Below are 16,726 nucleotides of genomic sequence, written 5' to 3' on the forward strand. Positions count from 1 at the left end.
CGAAAGGACCCCCATGGGAAAGATTGTGGACGAACCCCGGAAGATCCTCGTGATCTGGCCGCCGCAGGTGCTCAGTTACTTCAACGCGGGGCACCACCTCGCGCTCTACCAGGTCACCGGTCACCTGCGCGCCGTCTACCCGGGCGCCCAGGTCACCGCGATCGACGCCAGTGTCGAGCGGCTGACGTGGAAGGACCTCGGCAGCAGGCTCTTCCAGGAGCGGTACGACGTGATCGCCGTGATGAACGAGTTCGACGGCATCGACGGGCTGCGCCGGCTCGTCTCCTACGCGCGGGCGCTGAACCCGGACGCCCCGATCGTCACGTTCGGCAGGCTGTCCGGGGTCAACCCCCGCTTCTTCGAGCGCTTCGACATCGACGCGATCGTGGAGAACGGCGACTTCGAGTCCGGCGTCGTCGCCGCGATCGAGGTCTTCCGGGGCCGGGCGGCCGACGCGGCGGGGGTGCACCTGCGCCGCGACGGCTCCTGGACCGCTCCCAAGCGCCGCGGCGACCTGCTCCCGGCAGAGGACTGGTACCTGCCGACGCCCGACGAGATCCCGTACGGGCACTACGACGCCCTCTACTTCGACGACGCCAACAAGTTCTGCGGCATCCCGCGCCGCCGCGAACTGGTCGTACCGGCGGCTCGTGGATGCCCGGTCGGCTGCTCCTACTGCGAGGTGCCACTGATCTACACGCGGAAGGAACGGCGGCTCACGGTCGAACGGACACTCCAGTACATCGAGGAGTCGTTCGCCGCGGCGCCGTTCGAGTACGTGGCGTTCTACGCGCCGACGTTCACGCTGGACAAGAAGTGGATGGAGGAGCTGTGCCGGGAGCTGACCGGCCGCGGTTCCCCGTACCCGTGGAAGTGCGCGACGACGGTCCACCACCTCAGCGAGGAGATGATCCGGTCGATGGGGGCGGCCGGCTGCGTCCGGATCAGCGTCGGTCTGGAGACGCTCGACCCGCAGGAGGGCGCGTTGCTGCCCCGGGCGAAGCAGAAGTCCGCGATGGACCTCGACCGGCTCTCGGCCTGGTGCGAGGAGTCGGGCATCGAGCTGAACTGCTTCGTCATCGTCGGGCTGCCCGGCACCACGATCGAGGGGGCCGAGCGGACCATCGAGGCCGTCCAGGAGCGCGGGGGCCGGGCCCGGCCGACCGTGTACGCCCCCTGGGAGCTCGCGGGCCCGGACCTCCCCGACCACGAGATGGCCGCGTTCAACCGGCAGTTGTTCGTGCCGGGCACCCACGCGCTGACCGACGAGGAGCTGGCCCGCGGCTACGACATCGTCTTCGGCAGCCAGCCGGACGTCACGCAGGTGTTCGAGAACATCCCCGCCCGCGCCGCCGACCCGGCCCTGCGCCCGGCATGAGGGACGAGACGCTCGTGCCGGCGCGGGAAGGGGCGGGCTCCCCCTTCCTGCGGGAGAGCGCCGGCCGGTTCCGCAACCGGCGCGTCCGGATCCCCGACGAGATCAACCTGAAGAACTGTGGACTGCTGGACAGCCGGGCGGCAGCGGTGCACCGGGCCACGCTGGCGGAGCTCGACCCGAACGACGTGCTGACCTACCCCATCCTCCAGCCGGTCTACGGCATGCTCGCCGACCGGTTCGGGGTGGACACCGACTCCCTCGTCCTGACCGCGGGCAGCGATCCCGGGCTGAACCTGCTGACCCGCGCGTTCCCCGACGTGTCGCGGATCGTCCTGCACCAGCCGAACTTCGACGGATGGGCGAAGTTCGCGGCGATCTCGGGCTGTGTGCTGGACCCCGTGGCACCGGACCCGGAGACCGGGCTGTTCGACCTCCGTGACCTGGCGCGGCGGCTGCGCGCGGGTGCGCCGGCGTTCGTCGTCGTCACCACCCCGCACAGCTTCACCGGGCAGGTGCACGGAAGGGAGGAACTGGCCGAGCTGGCGGACGCGGTGGCGGAGCACGGCAGTCTGCTGGTCGTGGACACCGCCTACCTGGCGTTCACCGAGGGCGGCGAGGAGCTGGTGCGCGGGCTCGCCGGTCTGCGGCACGTCGTCCGCGTCAACACGTTCTCCAAGTCCTACGGGCTGTCGGGCGCCCGGATCGCGGTGACGGTCGCTCACCCGGCGACCGCCCGCCACCTGTTCGACCTGGACCCGGAGGGCTCGGTCTCCGCTCCGGCGGTCGCGCTGCTGCGGCGTTCACTGGAGCAGCAGGCCGTCTTCACCGGGATCTGGGCCGACGTGCGGCGGCTGCGGGAGCGGTTCGCGGCCGAGGTCGAGCGCGCGGTGCCCGGCTGGCACGCCCGGCCGAGCGGCGGGAACTTCGTCACCTGGGACGTCCCCGACCCGGCGGACGCCGGGGCCGCGAGCCGGCACCTCCTGGGGCTGGGGATCGTCGTACGGGACCTGTCCGGCGCGCCGGGGCTGCCGGCCGCCGTCCGTATCGCGGTCGCGAACGAGGCCGTCGTCCGCCGGGTCGTCGCCGCCCTGGGCGACCGGTACCGCGAAGGGGTGGCATGAACACCAGGAGGATCATGGTTCCGGGCCTGCCCAACGTGCGCGATCTGGGCGGGCTGCGCGGTCCCGGCGGGGGGTACCTGCGCCGGGGGCTCCTCGTCCGGGGGCCGGCACCGTCCCCGGAGACGGCGCCGGCGCTCGGCGGCCTGGGCATCCGCACGGTCGTCGACCTGCGCCTGGAGGAGGAACGCCGGCAGTACCGGGGGCCCGAGTACACGGGCGCGACCGTGCTGTCCCGGCCCGTGGCCGGCGACATGAGCCGTATCCGGGGCAATGTGCGGCCCCGGCCCAGCGACTACCTCGCGAACTACCGAGACATGCTGACGAGGGCGGCGCCGGTCGCGGCGGAGATCGTGGACCTGCTCGCCGAAGGGGCGGAGGTCCCCGTCTACATCTGCTGCGCGATGGGCAAGGACCGCACCGGCGTCGTCAGCGCCCTGGTCCTGCGGGCGCTCGGGGTGCGGACGGCGGACGTCGCCCGGGACTACGCCCTGACCGCCCGCGCCTACCGCGCCCTGCGCAGCGCCGACGCCCGCCCGAGCTGGACCCGCGAGGACACCCTGGCGCAGTTGCGGCTGCGGACCTCCACACCGGCGGCGACGATGCGTTCCCTGATCGCGGGGATCGAAGCCGAACACGGCAGCGTCGCCCGGATGCTCACGCTCCACGGTCTCCGGGAGGAGACCCGGCTGCGCACGGTCGTCGGCGCGTTCACCCATCCCGTCCACCTGTGAGGAAGAAGACGTGTCCCTAGTCGACATCGAGACCATCAGCCGGGCCGAGCTGGAACAGGACCCGTTCGGCCACGTGGTGATCCCTCGCTCGTTCGTCACGGACGCCGTCGCCGAGAAGCTGCGCGGCGAGTTCAGCGACGACGGCTTCGAGGAGTCCGAGCGCACCGACCTGAACCGGTCCGACAAGCAGTACCGGATGTTCAACCGCAACCTCGTCACCGCCGGGGCTGTCGTCGAGGACCAGGTGCGCACGCTCCCCGCGGACTGGCAGCAGCTCGTCGCGGACGTCGTCTCCCGGCCCTACCGGGAGGCGCTGTCCGCGCTCACCGGCGTGGACCTGGAGCGGTGTCTGGTCGAGGCCCGGATGACCCGCTACGCGCGGGGCTGCTGGATCGAGCCGCACACCGACCGCCCGGACAAGGCGGTGACCCACCTCTTCTACTTCAACGACGGGTGGGACCCGGAGTGGAGAGGTGACCTGCGGCTGCTGCGCAGCGCCGACATGGCCGACTGCGCGAAGCGGGTGGCGCCGACCACCGGGACGTCCGTGGTGCTCGTCCGCTCGGACCGGTCCTGGCACGGCGTGCCGCCGGTCGCCGACACCTGCCCCGTGGACCGGCGGGCACTGCTGGTGCACTTCGTCCGCCCGTGATCCCGTTCCTGACCGGCCGGGGGCGGGAGACGCCCGGGAAGCGCACCTACCTCGTGGCGCTGACCGTCGACTGCGTGGGCAACGGCCTGTGGGCGCCGGTCGCGCTGATCTTCTTCACCCGGGGTCAGCACCTCCCCCTGGCGCACGTGGGTGCCGCGCTGACGGTCGGCGGGCTCCTCGGCCTGCTCGCGGGGCCGGTGAACGGCCTGCTGGTGGACCGTTGGGGTCCGGCGAGCGGGGCGGCCCTGAGCTACGCCGTGCGCACCGGGGTGTTCGCGCTGTTCCCCTTCGTCTCCGCCACGTGGCAGGTCGGCGCGCTCGCCGTCGTCGCGGCCGCCGCGGACCGGCTGTTCTGGACGGCCAGCACCCCTCTGCTGGCCCGGCTGGTCCCGGCCGGGGAGCTGATGGGCGTGCTGAGCACGGCGAGCGTGCTGAAGGTCAGCGGGTGGGCGGCGGGCGGTGCGATCGGCGCGACCGCCGGGGGCCTGCTGATCGACAGCGGTACGGGACTGCACCTGGTCGCGTACGCCAACGGCCTCACCTACGCGGCGGCCATGGGCCTGGTGCTCACGGTGCGCCGGCACCTGCGGCCCTCCCCCGCGGCCGAGCCCCCGGCCGACGGGCGGGCGTGGCGGTGGCGCGACCTGCGCGACGCCCCCGGCTTCCTGCGGCTGTGCCTGCTGACGCTGTTGCTGGCGTTCGTCTCCGACTGCCTGACGACGATGCTCCCGGTGGTCGCCGTCGTGGTGCTGAGGCAGCCGTCGTGGGTGCCGGGGGTGGTGATCGGCGTAGCCTGCGGGGCGATGGCCGTGGCCCGGCGGCCCGCGGTCGCCTACGCGCGGCGGGTCTCCGCCCCGAAGGCGCTGCGCCTGGCGGCCTGCTTCTTCACCCTGTCGGTCCTCGTCATGGCGCCGTCCGGCTGGGCGGGTCCGGTGACCACCGCGGTCGTCCTGGCCGCGGCGCTGATCGGCACGCTCGGCGACGCGCTGTTCGCCCCGGTCGTCACGACGACGGCGAACGCCGCCGCGCCGCCCGGTCTGGAGGGCCGCTACAACGCGACTTTCCAGACGTCCTTCGGGATCGCGGGCGCCGTCGCCCCGGCGGCCGGGACGGCGCTGCTGGCCCACGGGAACACCGTGCTGTGGCTCGGCCTGGCCGCCGTCTGCGCGGGGACGGCCCTGTCGGTCGGGTTCCTCACGCGGCCCACCCGGCCGGTGACGGCGCCCGCGGCCGCGCCGCTGCGGCGGATCGTCGTCGGCGGGATCTCCGGCGCGGGCAAGACGACGCTGGCCGCCGCCCTGGCCGGGGCGCTGGACATCAGGCACATCGAGATGGACGCGCTCTACCACGGTCCCGGCTGGACCCACCGGGCGGAGTTCGCGGACGACGTGGAGCGCGCCACGCGGGCACCGGCGTGGATCTGCGACGCCCAGTACCACTGGGTCGTCGGCGACCTGCTCGGCGGGCGCGCCGACACGTTCGTCTGGCTCGACCTGCCCCGCCGGACCGTCATGCGCCGCGTGCTGTGGCGCTCGGTGGTCCGGGCCGCCACGGGCCGGGAGCTGTGGCACGGCAACCGGGAAACCTGGCGGTCGATGCTGCGCAATCCGCGCCACCCGCTGCGCTGGGCCTGGTCCCAGCACGCCACCCGGCGGGCCGAGACGGCCGCTTTCCTCCGCCTGCACCCCGGCCTCACCGTCGTCCACCTGACCGATGCGGGGCAGGCGCGGCGGTGGCTGCGCTCGATCCCGCACCGGACCCTATCGCCCGACCCCTCACCACTCAGCTCAGGAGGTACCCCCATGCAGGACCGTCGGCGAGAACCCGCTCCCCCTGGTGAGCCGCTGCTGGAGATCCACGGCGGGAACCGGCTCTCCGGGGCCGTCCGCACCTCCGGGTTCAAGCACTCCTTGGTCACCACCGTGGCCGCCGCGGCCACCGCGAGCGCGCCGGTGCGCATCGAGAACTGCCCGGACATCGTCGAGACCGCGGTGCTGGGCGAGATCTTCCGCGCCGCGGGCGCGCACGCGCACTACGACGGGGCGGCCGAGACGTTCACCGTCGACGCGTCCGCCTGGGACCGCGCGGAGCTGCCGGCCGATCTCGTCGGCCGCATCCACGGTTCGCTCTACCTGCTGCCCGCCCTCGTCTCCCGCAACGGCGTGGCCCGGCTGTCCGCGAGCGGCGGCTGCTCGATCGGCGAAGGCCCGCGCGGGAGGCCCGTCGAGCACCTGCTGGACGTGATGGGGCGGTTCGGCGTCACCACCCGGCTCACGGCGGACGGCTCCGTGGACCTCACGGCGCAACGGCTCACGCCCTGCACCATCGACATGCTCGACTACACGCGCAACAAGGCGCTCATGAGCGGGCCCTGCTACAGCGGTGCGGTCAAGACCGCGCTGCTGATGGGCGCGGTCACGCACGGGACGACCACGCTGCGGCACCCGTACCTCAAGCCCGACGTGACCGACATGGTCACCGTGCTGCGCGACCTGGGCGCCGACATCGAGTTCGCCGGGCCCGAGACGTGGGTGATCCACGGGCGCGGCCCCGAGTCGTTGAACCAGCCCGTCGACGTGACCCTGATCCCCGACCTGATCGAGGTGGTCACCTGGGTCTGCGCCGGTGTCCTGCTGGCGGACGAGCCGCTGCGGATCACCGGGCCGGGCATCGACCGCGCGGTCCACGCGCTCGCGCCCGAGTTCGACCTGCTGGACCGCATGGGGGTGCGGGTCGACGTCGGCGCCGACGAGGTGACCGCGCACCCGCTGACGAAGCCGTTGCGGCCCGTGGAGTTCACCGCCATGTCACGCGGTGTGTTCAGCGACAGCCAGCCCTTCCTGGCCCTGCTGGGGGCGTACGCCGAAGGTCCCACCTACATCAGGGAGGCCGTCTGGGAGCACCGGTTCGGCTTCGCCCCGGAACTGGAGGCGCTCGGCATGCGCACGACGGTCGACGACACGGTCCTGCGCGTCGACGGCCCCTGCCCGCCGCACCGGCCCGGCACCGACCTCCACGCCACCGACCTGCGCGCCGCCGCGGTCCTGCTGCTCGCCGCGCTCGCGGTACCCGGCCGGACCACGCTGCGCAACCACCACCACCTGGCCCGCGGTTACCGCGACCTGGTCGAGGACCTGGTGAAGCTGGGCGCCGACATCCGGCACACGACGGCGCCCGACGTCCGGCCGAAGCCCACGGCGGGGGCCGGTGTGGACCCGGCCTGACGTCCTGAGCCGCGACCGCCGCGGGGCCCTGCCGGAGCACGGAGACTCTGGGCGCGCTCGCCACCACCGCCCGTCCGGGCGGGCGGGCGCGCCCCAGCCTCATGTACTCGCCGGGTGCCGGGGCCGGGGGACGTACGCGAGCGCCGACGCACGGTGTTCCGTGTACGGATGCGGGTCGTCCCTCGTCGTGCGGCGTTACCGGACCCGGGTGGACACGCCGCGACGCACGGCACGGGCGCGTTCCACGATGCGCCCGGAACGGTAGTGCATGCCGGTCTCCAGCGCGCTCGAGGCGAAGGTGAACGGAAGGTGGACTGTTCAAAGGGGTGATATTGGGATTTCCCGCGCTGCACCCGGGGAGGAAATCTCCACTCTCCCACATATCACCCACTGACTTTTCCCCTTTCACGGCTTTTCACTCTTCCCGCTCAACTCCCTGTGAGCGGCAGGCGTATCCGGGAAGTGCTTTTCCAGAGAGGAACCGGAAAGCGGCGAGGAGAGGGAGCGTGCGGTGGACGGCAACGTGTACTACGACGAGGACGCCGGCCAGGGAGCTGGGGGGCAGGCAGACTGGATCGTCGTTGCGGGGTCCATGCCGACGGTGATCTGGCAACCGGCCGTCCAGCATTTCCCGCAGCCGGGGAACGGAACGGACGCGGCCGAGCAGACCGTGGAAGAAGCCCGCGTCGACGAGAAGATCCCCCAGGAGATCCTGTCCCGCGGAGGCATGGGCGACGCGCAGGGCTGGCAGGCGGAACTGAGCAAGGCACTGGACGGGGCCCAGACGCTGTCGGACGCCGAACGCGCGATGGCCTTCCTGGGCGGCCGGCTGTGGCAGCGGGCCGTCGACCGTGCGCAGGGCCGGACGACGTCGCACTCGGACTCGGACCTGCCGGTCACCGACGACCGCCCCCTGTACTGGACACGCCTCACGCTCGCCCGGGCCCTGCGCGCCTGGTGTGCCCGCTCACCGCTGGACGAGGCAGACCGCCAGCGAGTCCTGCTCGCCTTCGAACGGGCATCCAGGGGTATCGGCCGCACCCAGTCCCAGGCTTCGCCGCCACCGCAGGAGGGGCTCCGTGCGGTGATCACCGGCTTCGACCCTTTCCAGCTGGACCGCGGCATCGACCACATCAACGACGACCTGCGTCACAGCAACCCCGCCGGCTGTCTCGCGCTGGCCCTGGACGGCACCACCCTGGACACCGACGCCGGACCGGCACACATCACCACGATGATGTTCCCGCTGCGCTGGCACGCCTTCGCCCAGGGCATCGTCGAACACGCCCTGACCCCCTACTTCCAGCCCGGCCCGCACAGGGTCGACCTGTTCATGACCATCAGCCAGGGTCGCCTCAACCAGTTCGACGTGGAACACACGAACGGTGCCTGGCGCGGCGTCGGATGGGACAACCTCAACCAGCGGGCCCCCGGCCCCGTACCGATCCCGCCCGGCGTCCCCACGGTCCACCCGCAGCCGCAGTGGACCACCACCACCCTGCCCGCCAGCCTCCTGGCCGACCAGCCGGCCGCTCCGTTTCCCGTCTACCACCACACCGGGGTCACGGAGATTCCCGCCGACTCCGACAAACCAGCCGAGCGCAAAGACGGGCCCACGCCCAACTCCCTGGCCCGCGAGGGCGGTGGCGGGGACTACCTCTCCAACGAGATCGGTTACCGCGCCACCCTGCTCCGCGACGCCTGCCGCCTGCGGGTCCCCGGCGGCCACCTGCACACACCCAAGCTCCTGCTGGCCCCGGACAACCAGGACCCCGCCACCGGGCACATCACGGACCCCGTCCTCGAACGCTACCGGGACGCCGTCCTCGCCCAGGCCCGCGCCCTTCTCACCACCGCGCTGGGAACTCTCGCCGCCCGCTGAGCCCGATCGCCCGTCTGCCGGACCGGGGACGACCACCGGGCAGCGTCGCCGTCGGCCGAGGTACGCGGCTCACGCCGCTGCCTCACACCGGCCGGCGGCGCGGCCATCGCGGCCGGCAGGCGGCAGGCGCCAAGGACGCGGAGTAGTTGCTGACTCTCACAGCGCAGACGGATTCGAGGGCGGTGCCCTCGCCGTGGGCGAGGTTCTTCGCGTGCGGTGTCACACCGAGTCGACCAAGGCCACGACGATCAGGCGGAAGGGCTCATGGCCTGACGTCGGCCGGGCCCCTTCATTGGGCCGGGTGTCGATGTCGCGTCGGGGCCCGGGGCCGTAAGGCCCTCGTGGTCCACCGTGACGCGCCCCTGACCGAGACCGGGCGGCTACGCCTGCCCCGCCGCGTCGTCGAGGAAGGCTGGCCCCGACGCCGGACAGCCGAACGCTTCCAGGTCTCGCCCACCGCTGCCCGGCGACGGGCCGACCGCTACCGCACGCACGGCGAGACGGGTATGACCGACCGCTCCTGCCGACCGCGTACAAGCCCGCGTCGGACCCCGACCCGTACCGAACGACGGATCACCAAGGTCCGCCCCTCCCTGCGCCGGTGAGGACCGGCCCGCATCCCGCACCCGCCGCCGCACCTGGTGCCCTCGACGGTGCACCGCGTTCTGACCCGCCTGGCTCACCTGGACCGGGCCACCGGCCGCGTCATACGCCGCTACGAACGCGACCGCCCCGGCCGGACCTATACCGCTGCCCGGCGACGCCGCCTCCCCCGGTGTGGGCGGCGGGGTCGCCGTGCCGGAGGCCGGCTTCGGTGCCACAGAGGCCCGGCCGCCTCACGGCTGTCGTCCCCGGGGCGGATCCTCCTGGTCGTGCCCGGGCCGGCCGCGTACCAGGCTCATCCGTGCCGCACCCGACAGCACGCGGAGCACCACCCCGAGCACCACCAGGTCCAGCAGCATCTGCACGGTGACCATCAGGCGAGCCGGTTGCGTCACCGCCGCCAGGTCGCCGAAGCCCACGGTGGCGAAGACGGAGACCGTGAAGTACAGCGCGTCGATCCGCGTCAGAGGCTGTGTGAACGCCCTTGGATCACCGGCCGACAACCTCACGTAAAGGGCGGCGAACACCACCAGGAGGAACAGCACCGACACACACAGGGCCCTGACCGCACGCAGAACGGGACGCCCGGCGCGCGGCACCGCCCGCACCTGCCGTGCCGCCACCGCCGCGACCAGGACCACCGCCGTGACCAGTCGCAGCAGCTCCGGCAGGGACGTGCCGGCGGACAGCGGCAGCAGCGCGTACGCCCCGAGCAGTGCCGCGCCCGAGAGACCCGACTCCAGGACGGACAGGACCACGGCCCATCGCCGCCTCGCCGGCGGCAGATCCCGCAGCGGACCGCTCGGCCTCATCTCCGTCTTCGTCTCCTCGGCAGTCGCCCTGGGGCCGAACCGACCCTCCTCCCCCCCCCGTCGGAGCGGCACGGCGGCTCGGTCATCAAGCCTCCGGCTCCCGGCCCCGCCCGGCCACGGCAACCGGTCCGACCGGGTGAGCCACCGGAGCGGGTGATGGCCCGCCGTTCGAGATGCGTCGTCCCCCCGGAGGCCGTTCACTGGGCGGACCGCCTCCTGACGACGGTGGGACGGCCCTCGTCAGGACGCACATCGGTGAGTGGAAAGGCTTTCGCCATGGACGAACGGTGCGCACCCTCCCGCCGCGCGTTCCTGCGCACCACCGCCGCGGCCGGGCTGGGCACCGCGGCTTGCGGCCTCGCGCTCTCCGCGTGCGCCGGACCGCCGCGGCGGACGGAGGCGGCCCCGGTCAGCCCCGCCCCGTCCACACCGGCCGCGCCGTCCTCGGCAGGCGGCCGGACGTCCAACGGCTACGGACACACCGACGCCGACTACACCCGGACGGGCCTGCGGCGAGGCGCGATCCAGCAGTGGGAGGACGGCTTCCGCACCCACGCCCACAACGACGACCCGAACGTCTTCGAGTGGTGGTACTCCGACTTCACGGGCGACGACGGCACGGTCGTCTCCTTCACCCTGAGCACCCGGCTCGACGACGGCTTCGTCCCCGAGCCCGGCGAGCCCGGGCGCACGCCCAAGGCCGCCGTCACCGTCACCGACCCCGACGGCACCAGCCACGGCGGCGTCCACCGCTACGGCTGGCAGGAATTCACCAGCGCCAAGAACCGCTGCGCCGTGCGCCTGGGCCCCTTCACCTTCACCGGCGACCTGAAGACCTACCGCATGCGGGGCCGGTCGGGCGACGTGGGCGTCGACCTGACACTGACCAGCACGGTGCGCCCCTTCCGGCCGGGCACCGGCGTCATCTACTTCGGCGACACCGGCCACTCCTTCGGCTGGCTGTGCGCGGTGCCCTCCGGAACCGCCACCGGAACGGTCACCGTGAACGGCCGGACACGATCCTTCACCGGCCACGGCTACCACGACCACAACTGGGGCGACCGCCCCTTCCCCTACGGCGTCGAACACTGGCGCTGGGGCCGCGGCAGCGTCGGCCCGTACGCCGTGATCGGCGCGGACCTGCACCTGCGCGAGGAGTACGGCGCAGGCACCGTCCCCGTCTTCGTCGTCGACGACACCAAGAGCGGCGAACGCCTCGTCGGCGCCTACGACCCGAGGACGGTGACCGCTCACGAATCCGCCCCGAAGGCGCACCCCGACGCGGACTACCCCCGGGACTACTACAGCAAGGTCCGCTGGTCCTACCACCACGGCGGCGACAGGGCCGACTTCACCTTCACCGACACCGACCAGCTGATCGTCTCCCGGCGTTACCTCCCCCACCCCACCCAGGCCCAGAAAACCGCCCTGACCAGGCTCGGGATCGACGAGATCTGGTACACCCGCTACGCCACCACCAACGACCTCACCCTGAGACTGGCCGACGCGCACGCCTCGGGAAGCGGGACGGGAACCCTCGAAGCGGCTCAGTTCGGTCTGAGCAGCGCGCCCGCCAAGGACGGCCACACCCACCCACCGTCCACATAGACACCCGAGAGCACTACAGGTGACGCTCACCGCACCGCACCGCCGCTCCGGACCCGGACCCGGCGTCCGGCGCGCCCGCGGCCTCCGGGCGGACGTCGGCCTTTCGGCCATGGTCCGCCCGGCCATCACCCCTGGGCGACGACAGGCGCCTCGGTCGTCTTCCGGCTGGGGCGGGCGCCCATTCAGCCGTCCTTGCGCAGCAAGATGCCGTCTCAAGCAACGCGTGTGAACGTCTGACCGAATGGCGCCGAATGACATGATGCGGTGGCCGAATGCCGCCTTGTCGGTATCCATGGGACCGGGCCATCCTCGTGACGCATCCCCGTTCACCCGATGACCGACCACCATCGGAGACCCCATGCTGCGGGTGCACTTCACCGCCGATGACATCGCGCGCGTCCGTGTCGCCGCCGCTCCCGATCCCCTCTGGGAGATCACCAACAGCTTCCAGGCCCTTCTCACCGGGGACGAGGAACCCGTGTTCGGAGCCTGGCGACGGCTGGTGCGGCCGAGGCTGGGACCGGTGGGCGCGCTGCTCGCCGGGCTGCTGCCGCAGCGCGGCTACTCTCCCGACTTCCTCACCCCGAGCCCCGCCGACCCAGGCGCCGCCCGCGACCTGGACAGCGCCGTCGACGCCGTACTCGGCACACCACGGGACCGGCTACGCGCAGACCTCACTCGCCTGGCCGCCTCGCCGCAGCGGCGACGCTCCCTGCCGGACGGCTCGCACGCCCTGGCCGCCGGCGACCCCGACGCGCTGCGCCGCCTGGGCGCCGCCCTGGGCGGCTATCACCAGCGCGCCCTCGCCCCCTACTGGCCGCTGATACGGGCTCAGGTGGACGCGGACCGCGCCGACCGCGCCCGCAGTGCGCTGGCCGGCGGAACCGACGGGCTGCTCGCCGGGTTCGGCCCGGTGCTGCGCTGGCAGCCGCCCGTGCTGAGCGCCGACTACCCAGCCGAGCGTGAGATCCGCCTCGACGGGCGCGGGTTGGTGCTGCAGCCCTCCTTCTTCTGCATCCGCAGACCCATCATGCTGGCCGTCCCCGCCCCCGACCGCACCCCGGTCCTCGTCTACCCGATCCCGCACCTCCCCGGCTGGGCCGCCCACGGCTACGCGGCGGCGCGGCCCGACGCGGAACTCGGCGCGCTGCTCGGCCGGACCCGCGCCGCGATCCTGGAGGACGTCGTCACCGGCCGCACCACCAGTGAACTCGCCGAGCGCGTCGGCATCTCCGGGGCAGCCGCCAGCCAGCACACCGCCGTCCTGCGCCGGGCCGGCCTGCTGCTCAGCGTCCGCCACAACCGCCATGTCCTGCACACCATCACTCCCACAGGCCTCGCCCTGCTCGACGGTCCCGCAGGCTCCGTTTAAGGCACGGCTTCAACGTGTGGCGCATCGTTCGCCGCCCCCGGCAGGCTGGACGCCGACCAAGTCGCCGTCTTTCCTTGGGGGTTCGAAACAGCATGCGCGACAAACGATCCGTCCTCGGCCTCGTCGCCGCCCTCGCGGTGGCCCTCGCCGCCCTGTTCTTCGCCGCGCCGGCCCAGGCCGCCGCGCCCGTGAACCCCACCGCGGGCAGCCGTGTCCTGGTCACGCCGCCCGCTCCGCACGGGGCGTCGGCGAAGACCGTACTCGCCAGTTCGCCGGGGATCTCACCATCGGTCTCGACGTCGCACCTGCCGCCGAACACGCCGTACACCTGTTCCAGCGGCAACCTGTGTGCCGTCGTCTGGGATCCGACGACCTCGGACTTCAAGATCTTCTACCTCTTCAACTGCGCCAAGTACTCCCTGTCGTACTGGAGCGGCAACGGCAACTACTACGACGCCCAGACCGGCGGAGTCACCTCGTACTTCTACGGCCAGAGCGGCAACGTGCTGAAGTCCTTCACCCCGGACTTCACCAACCACACCCAGGACTGGAGCCCGGTCTGGTCCATCCGCAACTGCTGACCCTCACGGCGTGCCGGCGGCTCGCGCCACCCACCTCCGCGAGCCGCCAGTACGTCAGGGCCGCGGCCCGGACCACGACGAACGACCCGACGACGACGCCACCGGCGTTGTCGAGATCGACAACGGCCGTACGGCACACCATGCCGCCGGGTTCGGACGTATCGCCCGACATGCGGGTCTCACCGACGAGCGGGGTGTCGGCGGGCCGGGGTAGTCGGGGGTTGCTGACGGGATACAGAAGGGCGGCCGTCGAAGACGTTCAGCGCGGTCTTCAGCGGAAGGAGTTCCGCAGCAGGTAAACCACGCAGGTCTGGCGGGAGACCTCGGCGCCATAGACCTCCGCCAGACGGGCCCGCACTTCGCCTGTGGCCAGGCCCTTCGCGGCCGGCGGGATCACCATCGCGCCGACGCCGGTCAGGTGCTCTGCCGCTTCTTGACGATCTTCGGCTCGGAAAAGCCGTCTCGCCGGTCGGCTACGGGCCCTCTGCCTGGGCCCGGCCCACCAGCCCGTCGGTCAACTGGTCGTCCACGGCCTTCGCCGGCACGGCCTCCGCCGACTCGGCGGCCTCGGGCATGGACACGTTCTCACTGGTCATCGACGCATCTTCCATGATCGGGAGTTGCACCGAACGTCTTGCGGGCCCGTCCCCGGCATCCCGAATCTGCGAGTATGAGGCATATGGACGTGCGCAGCAGGAACCACGTGCGGGTGTCCGGGCGGCCGGGCGGGCCTGTCGTGATGCTGGCGCACGGGTTCGGATGCGATCAGAACTTGTGGCGTCTGGTGGTGCCGACGCTGGAGCGTGAGTTCACGGTGGTGCTCTTCGACCATGTGGGAGCAGGCCGCTCGGACCTGTCGGCGTGGAGCGAGGACCGCTACTCCGGCATGGACGGCTACGTGGACGACGTGCTGGAGATCTGCCGGGAGCTGGACCTCGGTCCGGTGACGTTCGTGGGCCACTCGGTCAGCGCGACGATGGGCGTGCTGGCCGCAGCGCGGCACCCGGAGTACTTCGCCGGGCTGGTGCTGCTCGCCCCCTCCCCCTGCTTCATCGACGATCCCGCGGCCGGGTACCGCGGCGGGTTCAGCGCCGAGGACATCGAGGAACTGCTGCAGTCCTTGGACGCGAACTATCTGGGCTGGTCAGGGTCGATGGCACCGGTCATCATGGGCAACCCCGAGCGCCCGGAACTGGGGCAGGAGCTGACCAACAGCTTCTGCGCCACCGACCCGGAGATCGCCCGGGTCTTCGCCCGGGTGACGTTCCTGTCCGACAACCGCGCCGACCTGGCGCAGGTGGCGGTGCCCACCCTCGTCGCCCAGTGCTCCAGCGACGCCATCGCCCCACCAGAGGTCGGCGCCTTCGTCCAGGCCCAGATCGAGGGAAGCCGGCTCATCACCCTGAACGCCACTGGGCACTGCCCCCAGCTCAGCGCCCCCGAGGAGACGGCCCAGGCCATCGCCGCGTTCGCGAGGACACTGCGATGATGTGCCGGAACGGCGGCGACCAGGGCTCCGGCCCGGATCCCGGACAGCCCCCGGACGACGACCGGACTTTCGCCGCTCTGCTGGAAGACAGCGTCGAGGACCTGTACGAGAACGCCCCGTGCGGCTATCTCTCCACCCTGCTGGACGGGCAGATCGCCAAGGTCAACACCACTCTGCTGAACTGGCTGGGCTACGAGCGCGCGGAGCTGGTCGGCCGGAGGAAGTTCAGTGATCTCCTCACCACGGGCGGGCGGCTGTATCACGAGACGCACTTCGCGCCGCTCCTGCGCATGCAGGGCGAGATCAGCGGCATCGCACTGGAGCTGAGGGCTGCCGATGGCAGCCGGATTCCGGTCCTCGTGACCTCCACCGTCAAGACCGGCAGTGACGGGCAGCCCCTGCTGATCCGTACCACCGTCTTCGACGCCCGTGACCGCCGCGCCTACGAGCAGGAGCTGCTGCGCGCCCGCCAGGAGGCCGAGCGCGAACGCGAACGCCTCCAGCAACTGGCCACCACCCTGCAGAAGACGCTGCTGCCGCCGGCGGTGGCGAACGTGCCCGGCCTGGACGTGGCCGCGTACTACCACATCGCCTCGACCGACGAGGTCGGCGGCGACTTCTACGACCTCTTCCCCCTCGCAGCCGGTACCTGGGGACTGTTCCTCGGAGACGTGTGCGGCAAGGGCGCCGAGGCGGCGGCCGTCACCTCCCTGGCCCGCTACACCCTGCGCGCCGCCGCCGTCTACGACCCCGACCCGGCCGCGGTCCTCGGCAACCTCAACACCGTCCTCAACCACGAGTACAACGGAACCGACCCCCGGTTCTGCACCGTCATCTTCGGCCTGCTCACCCCCGACGGCGACCAAGGCGGCTTCCGTATCATCCTCGCCAGCGGCGGCCACCCCCCGGCGCTGCTGCTCCGCGCGGACGGCACCGCCGACTACCTGCCCACCCCCGGCGGCCAGCTCATCGGAGTCCTGCCCGACGCCGACATCGCCACCATCACCTTCCGCCTCGATCCCGGGGACACCCTCCTGCTGCACACCGACGGTCTCACCGAGGCCCACACCGCCATCCGCGGTGAACGCTACGGCGATGAAGCCCTCCTCGACTTCGTCCGGGCCTTGGCCCCCACCACCGCCCAGGGCACCATCACAGCCGTCCGTGACCTCCTCGGCACGCTCGGCACCGGGGTGGACGACGACGCCGCCGTCCTGGCCGTCCACGTGCCCCGCGCCGGCCGAGCAGAGGAACAGTGAGCGAGATGGACACC

General features: G+C 72.3%; 13 protein-coding genes and 2 pseudogenes. 12 read left to right on the forward strand and 3 right to left on the reverse strand.

The annotated features are described in order from the left end of the window. The first annotated feature begins 13 nt into the window (after positions 1-13). The 7 genes and pseudogenes from ACSURM_RS00705 to ACSURM_RS00735 form a co-directional block, all read left to right on the forward strand. Positions 14-1,378 carry a B12-binding domain-containing radical SAM protein gene (locus ACSURM_RS00705; RefSeq protein WP_436952393.1) on the forward strand — a complete coding sequence of 455 codons (1,365 nt, stop codon included), beginning with the start codon at positions 14-16 and terminating at the stop codon, positions 1,376-1,378. Next, entirely contained in the window at positions 1,375-2,499 is a 1,125-nt protein-coding gene (locus ACSURM_RS00710; protein WP_436952394.1) for an aminotransferase class I/II-fold pyridoxal phosphate-dependent enzyme, read from the forward strand. The genes ACSURM_RS00705 and ACSURM_RS00710 overlap by 4 nt, the downstream gene beginning before the upstream one ends. Beyond that, on the forward strand, positions 2,496-3,230 hold the full coding sequence (locus ACSURM_RS00715) for a tyrosine-protein phosphatase (protein WP_436952395.1): 735 nt from the start codon (positions 2,496-2,498) through the stop codon (positions 3,228-3,230). The genes ACSURM_RS00710 and ACSURM_RS00715 overlap by 4 nt, the downstream gene beginning before the upstream one ends. A 10-nt stretch (positions 3,231-3,240) precedes the next feature. After that, complete coding sequence (locus ACSURM_RS00720; RefSeq protein WP_359044039.1) at positions 3,241-3,882, forward strand: prolyl hydroxylase family protein; 642 nt, start codon at positions 3,241-3,243, stop codon at positions 3,880-3,882. After that, positions 3,879-7,106: an MFS transporter gene (locus ACSURM_RS00725; RefSeq protein ID WP_436952397.1), complete on the forward strand. Its 3,228-nt coding sequence runs from the start codon at positions 3,879-3,881 to the stop codon at positions 7,104-7,106. The genes ACSURM_RS00720 and ACSURM_RS00725 overlap by 4 nt, the downstream gene beginning before the upstream one ends. A gap of 511 nt (positions 7,107-7,617) precedes the next feature. Beyond that, positions 7,618-8,988: a pyroglutamyl peptidase gene (locus tag ACSURM_RS00730; protein WP_436952399.1), complete on the forward strand. Its 1,371-nt coding sequence runs from the start codon at positions 7,618-7,620 to the stop codon at positions 8,986-8,988. A 341-nt stretch (positions 8,989-9,329) separates the two neighbouring features. Next, positions 9,330-9,710 (forward strand): annotated as a pseudogene (locus tag ACSURM_RS00735) (leucine zipper domain-containing protein); the annotation flags it as partial. Positions 9,711-9,824: 114 nt separating this feature from the next. Here ACSURM_RS00735 and ACSURM_RS00740 read toward each other — a convergent pair. After that, positions 9,825-10,403 (reverse strand): potassium channel family protein, encoded by a 579-nt coding sequence (locus ACSURM_RS00740; RefSeq protein WP_436960859.1) that lies wholly within the window; start codon positions 10,401-10,403, stop codon positions 9,825-9,827. A gap of 255 nt (positions 10,404-10,658) precedes the next feature. Here ACSURM_RS00740 and ACSURM_RS00745 point away from each other — a divergent pair, with 255 nt between their 5' ends. From ACSURM_RS00745 to ACSURM_RS00755, 3 genes are all read left to right on the forward strand, one after another. After that, positions 10,659-12,011 carry a lipocalin-like domain-containing protein gene (locus tag ACSURM_RS00745; protein ID WP_436960861.1) on the forward strand — a complete coding sequence of 451 codons (1,353 nt, stop codon included), beginning with the start codon at positions 10,659-10,661 and terminating at the stop codon, positions 12,009-12,011. A 358-nt stretch (positions 12,012-12,369) separates the two neighbouring features. Next, entirely contained in the window at positions 12,370-13,383 is a 1,014-nt protein-coding gene (locus ACSURM_RS00750) for an ArsR/SmtB family transcription factor (protein ID WP_436952401.1), read from the forward strand. A gap of 92 nt (positions 13,384-13,475) precedes the next feature. Further along, positions 13,476-13,964 (forward strand): hypothetical protein, encoded by a 489-nt coding sequence (locus ACSURM_RS00755; RefSeq protein WP_436952403.1) that lies wholly within the window; start codon positions 13,476-13,478, stop codon positions 13,962-13,964. 307 nt (positions 13,965-14,271) lie between these two features. On the opposite strand, the pseudogene ACSURM_RS00760 reads toward ACSURM_RS00755, so the two are convergent. Then, positions 14,272-14,423: pseudogene (locus ACSURM_RS00760) on the reverse strand (IS256 family transposase); the annotation flags it as partial. Positions 14,424-14,437: 14 nt separating this feature from the next. Next, entirely contained in the window at positions 14,438-14,560 is a 123-nt protein-coding gene (locus ACSURM_RS00765) for a hypothetical protein (RefSeq protein WP_436952405.1), read from the reverse strand. An 83-nt stretch (positions 14,561-14,643) separates the two neighbouring features. Between ACSURM_RS00765 and ACSURM_RS00770 the strand changes: the two genes are divergently transcribed. Both ACSURM_RS00770 and ACSURM_RS00775 read left to right on the forward strand, forming a co-directional pair. Further along, positions 14,644-15,453 carry an alpha/beta fold hydrolase gene (locus ACSURM_RS00770; RefSeq protein ID WP_436952407.1) on the forward strand — a complete coding sequence of 270 codons (810 nt, stop codon included), beginning with the start codon at positions 14,644-14,646 and terminating at the stop codon, positions 15,451-15,453. Beyond that, a complete protein-coding gene (locus ACSURM_RS00775; protein ID WP_436960863.1) occupies positions 15,453-16,712 on the forward strand; it encodes a PP2C family protein-serine/threonine phosphatase in 1,260 nt (419 codons plus the stop codon). Before ACSURM_RS00770 ends, ACSURM_RS00775 begins: the two co-directional genes overlap by 1 nt. Positions 16,713-16,726 lie beyond the last annotated feature (14 nt).

The sequence above is a fragment of the Streptomyces sp. SudanB182_2057 genome, assembly GCF_964272715.1.
In the GTDB taxonomy this organism is placed as follows: Bacteria; Actinomycetota; Actinomycetes; order Streptomycetales; family Streptomycetaceae; genus Streptomyces; species Streptomyces rubradiris.

Excerpts from the sequence above, each read along its gene's own strand:
- ACSURM_RS00705 (WP_436952393.1), top strand. The coding sequence starts at position 14 with ATGGGAAAGATTGTGGACGAACCCCGGAAGATCCTCGTGATCTGGCCG.
- ACSURM_RS00775 (WP_436960863.1), top strand. The coding sequence starts at position 15,453 with ATGTGCCGGAACGGCGGCGACCAGGGCTCCGGCCCGGATCCCGGACAG.
- ACSURM_RS00765 (WP_436952405.1), bottom strand. The coding sequence starts at position 14,560 with ATGACCAGTGAGAACGTGTCCATGCCCGAGGCCGCCGAGTCGGCGGAG.
- ACSURM_RS00770 (WP_436952407.1), top strand. The coding sequence starts at position 14,644 with ATGGACGTGCGCAGCAGGAACCACGTGCGGGTGTCCGGGCGGCCGGGC.
- ACSURM_RS00750 (WP_436952401.1), top strand. The coding sequence starts at position 12,370 with ATGCTGCGGGTGCACTTCACCGCCGATGACATCGCGCGCGTCCGTGTC.
- ACSURM_RS00740 (WP_436960859.1), bottom strand. The coding sequence starts at position 10,403 with ATGAGGCCGAGCGGTCCGCTGCGGGATCTGCCGCCGGCGAGGCGGCGA.
- ACSURM_RS00710 (WP_436952394.1), top strand. The coding sequence starts at position 1,375 with ATGAGGGACGAGACGCTCGTGCCGGCGCGGGAAGGGGCGGGCTCCCCC.
- ACSURM_RS00755 (WP_436952403.1), top strand. The coding sequence starts at position 13,476 with ATGCGCGACAAACGATCCGTCCTCGGCCTCGTCGCCGCCCTCGCGGTG.
- ACSURM_RS00715 (WP_436952395.1), top strand. The coding sequence starts at position 2,496 with ATGAACACCAGGAGGATCATGGTTCCGGGCCTGCCCAACGTGCGCGAT.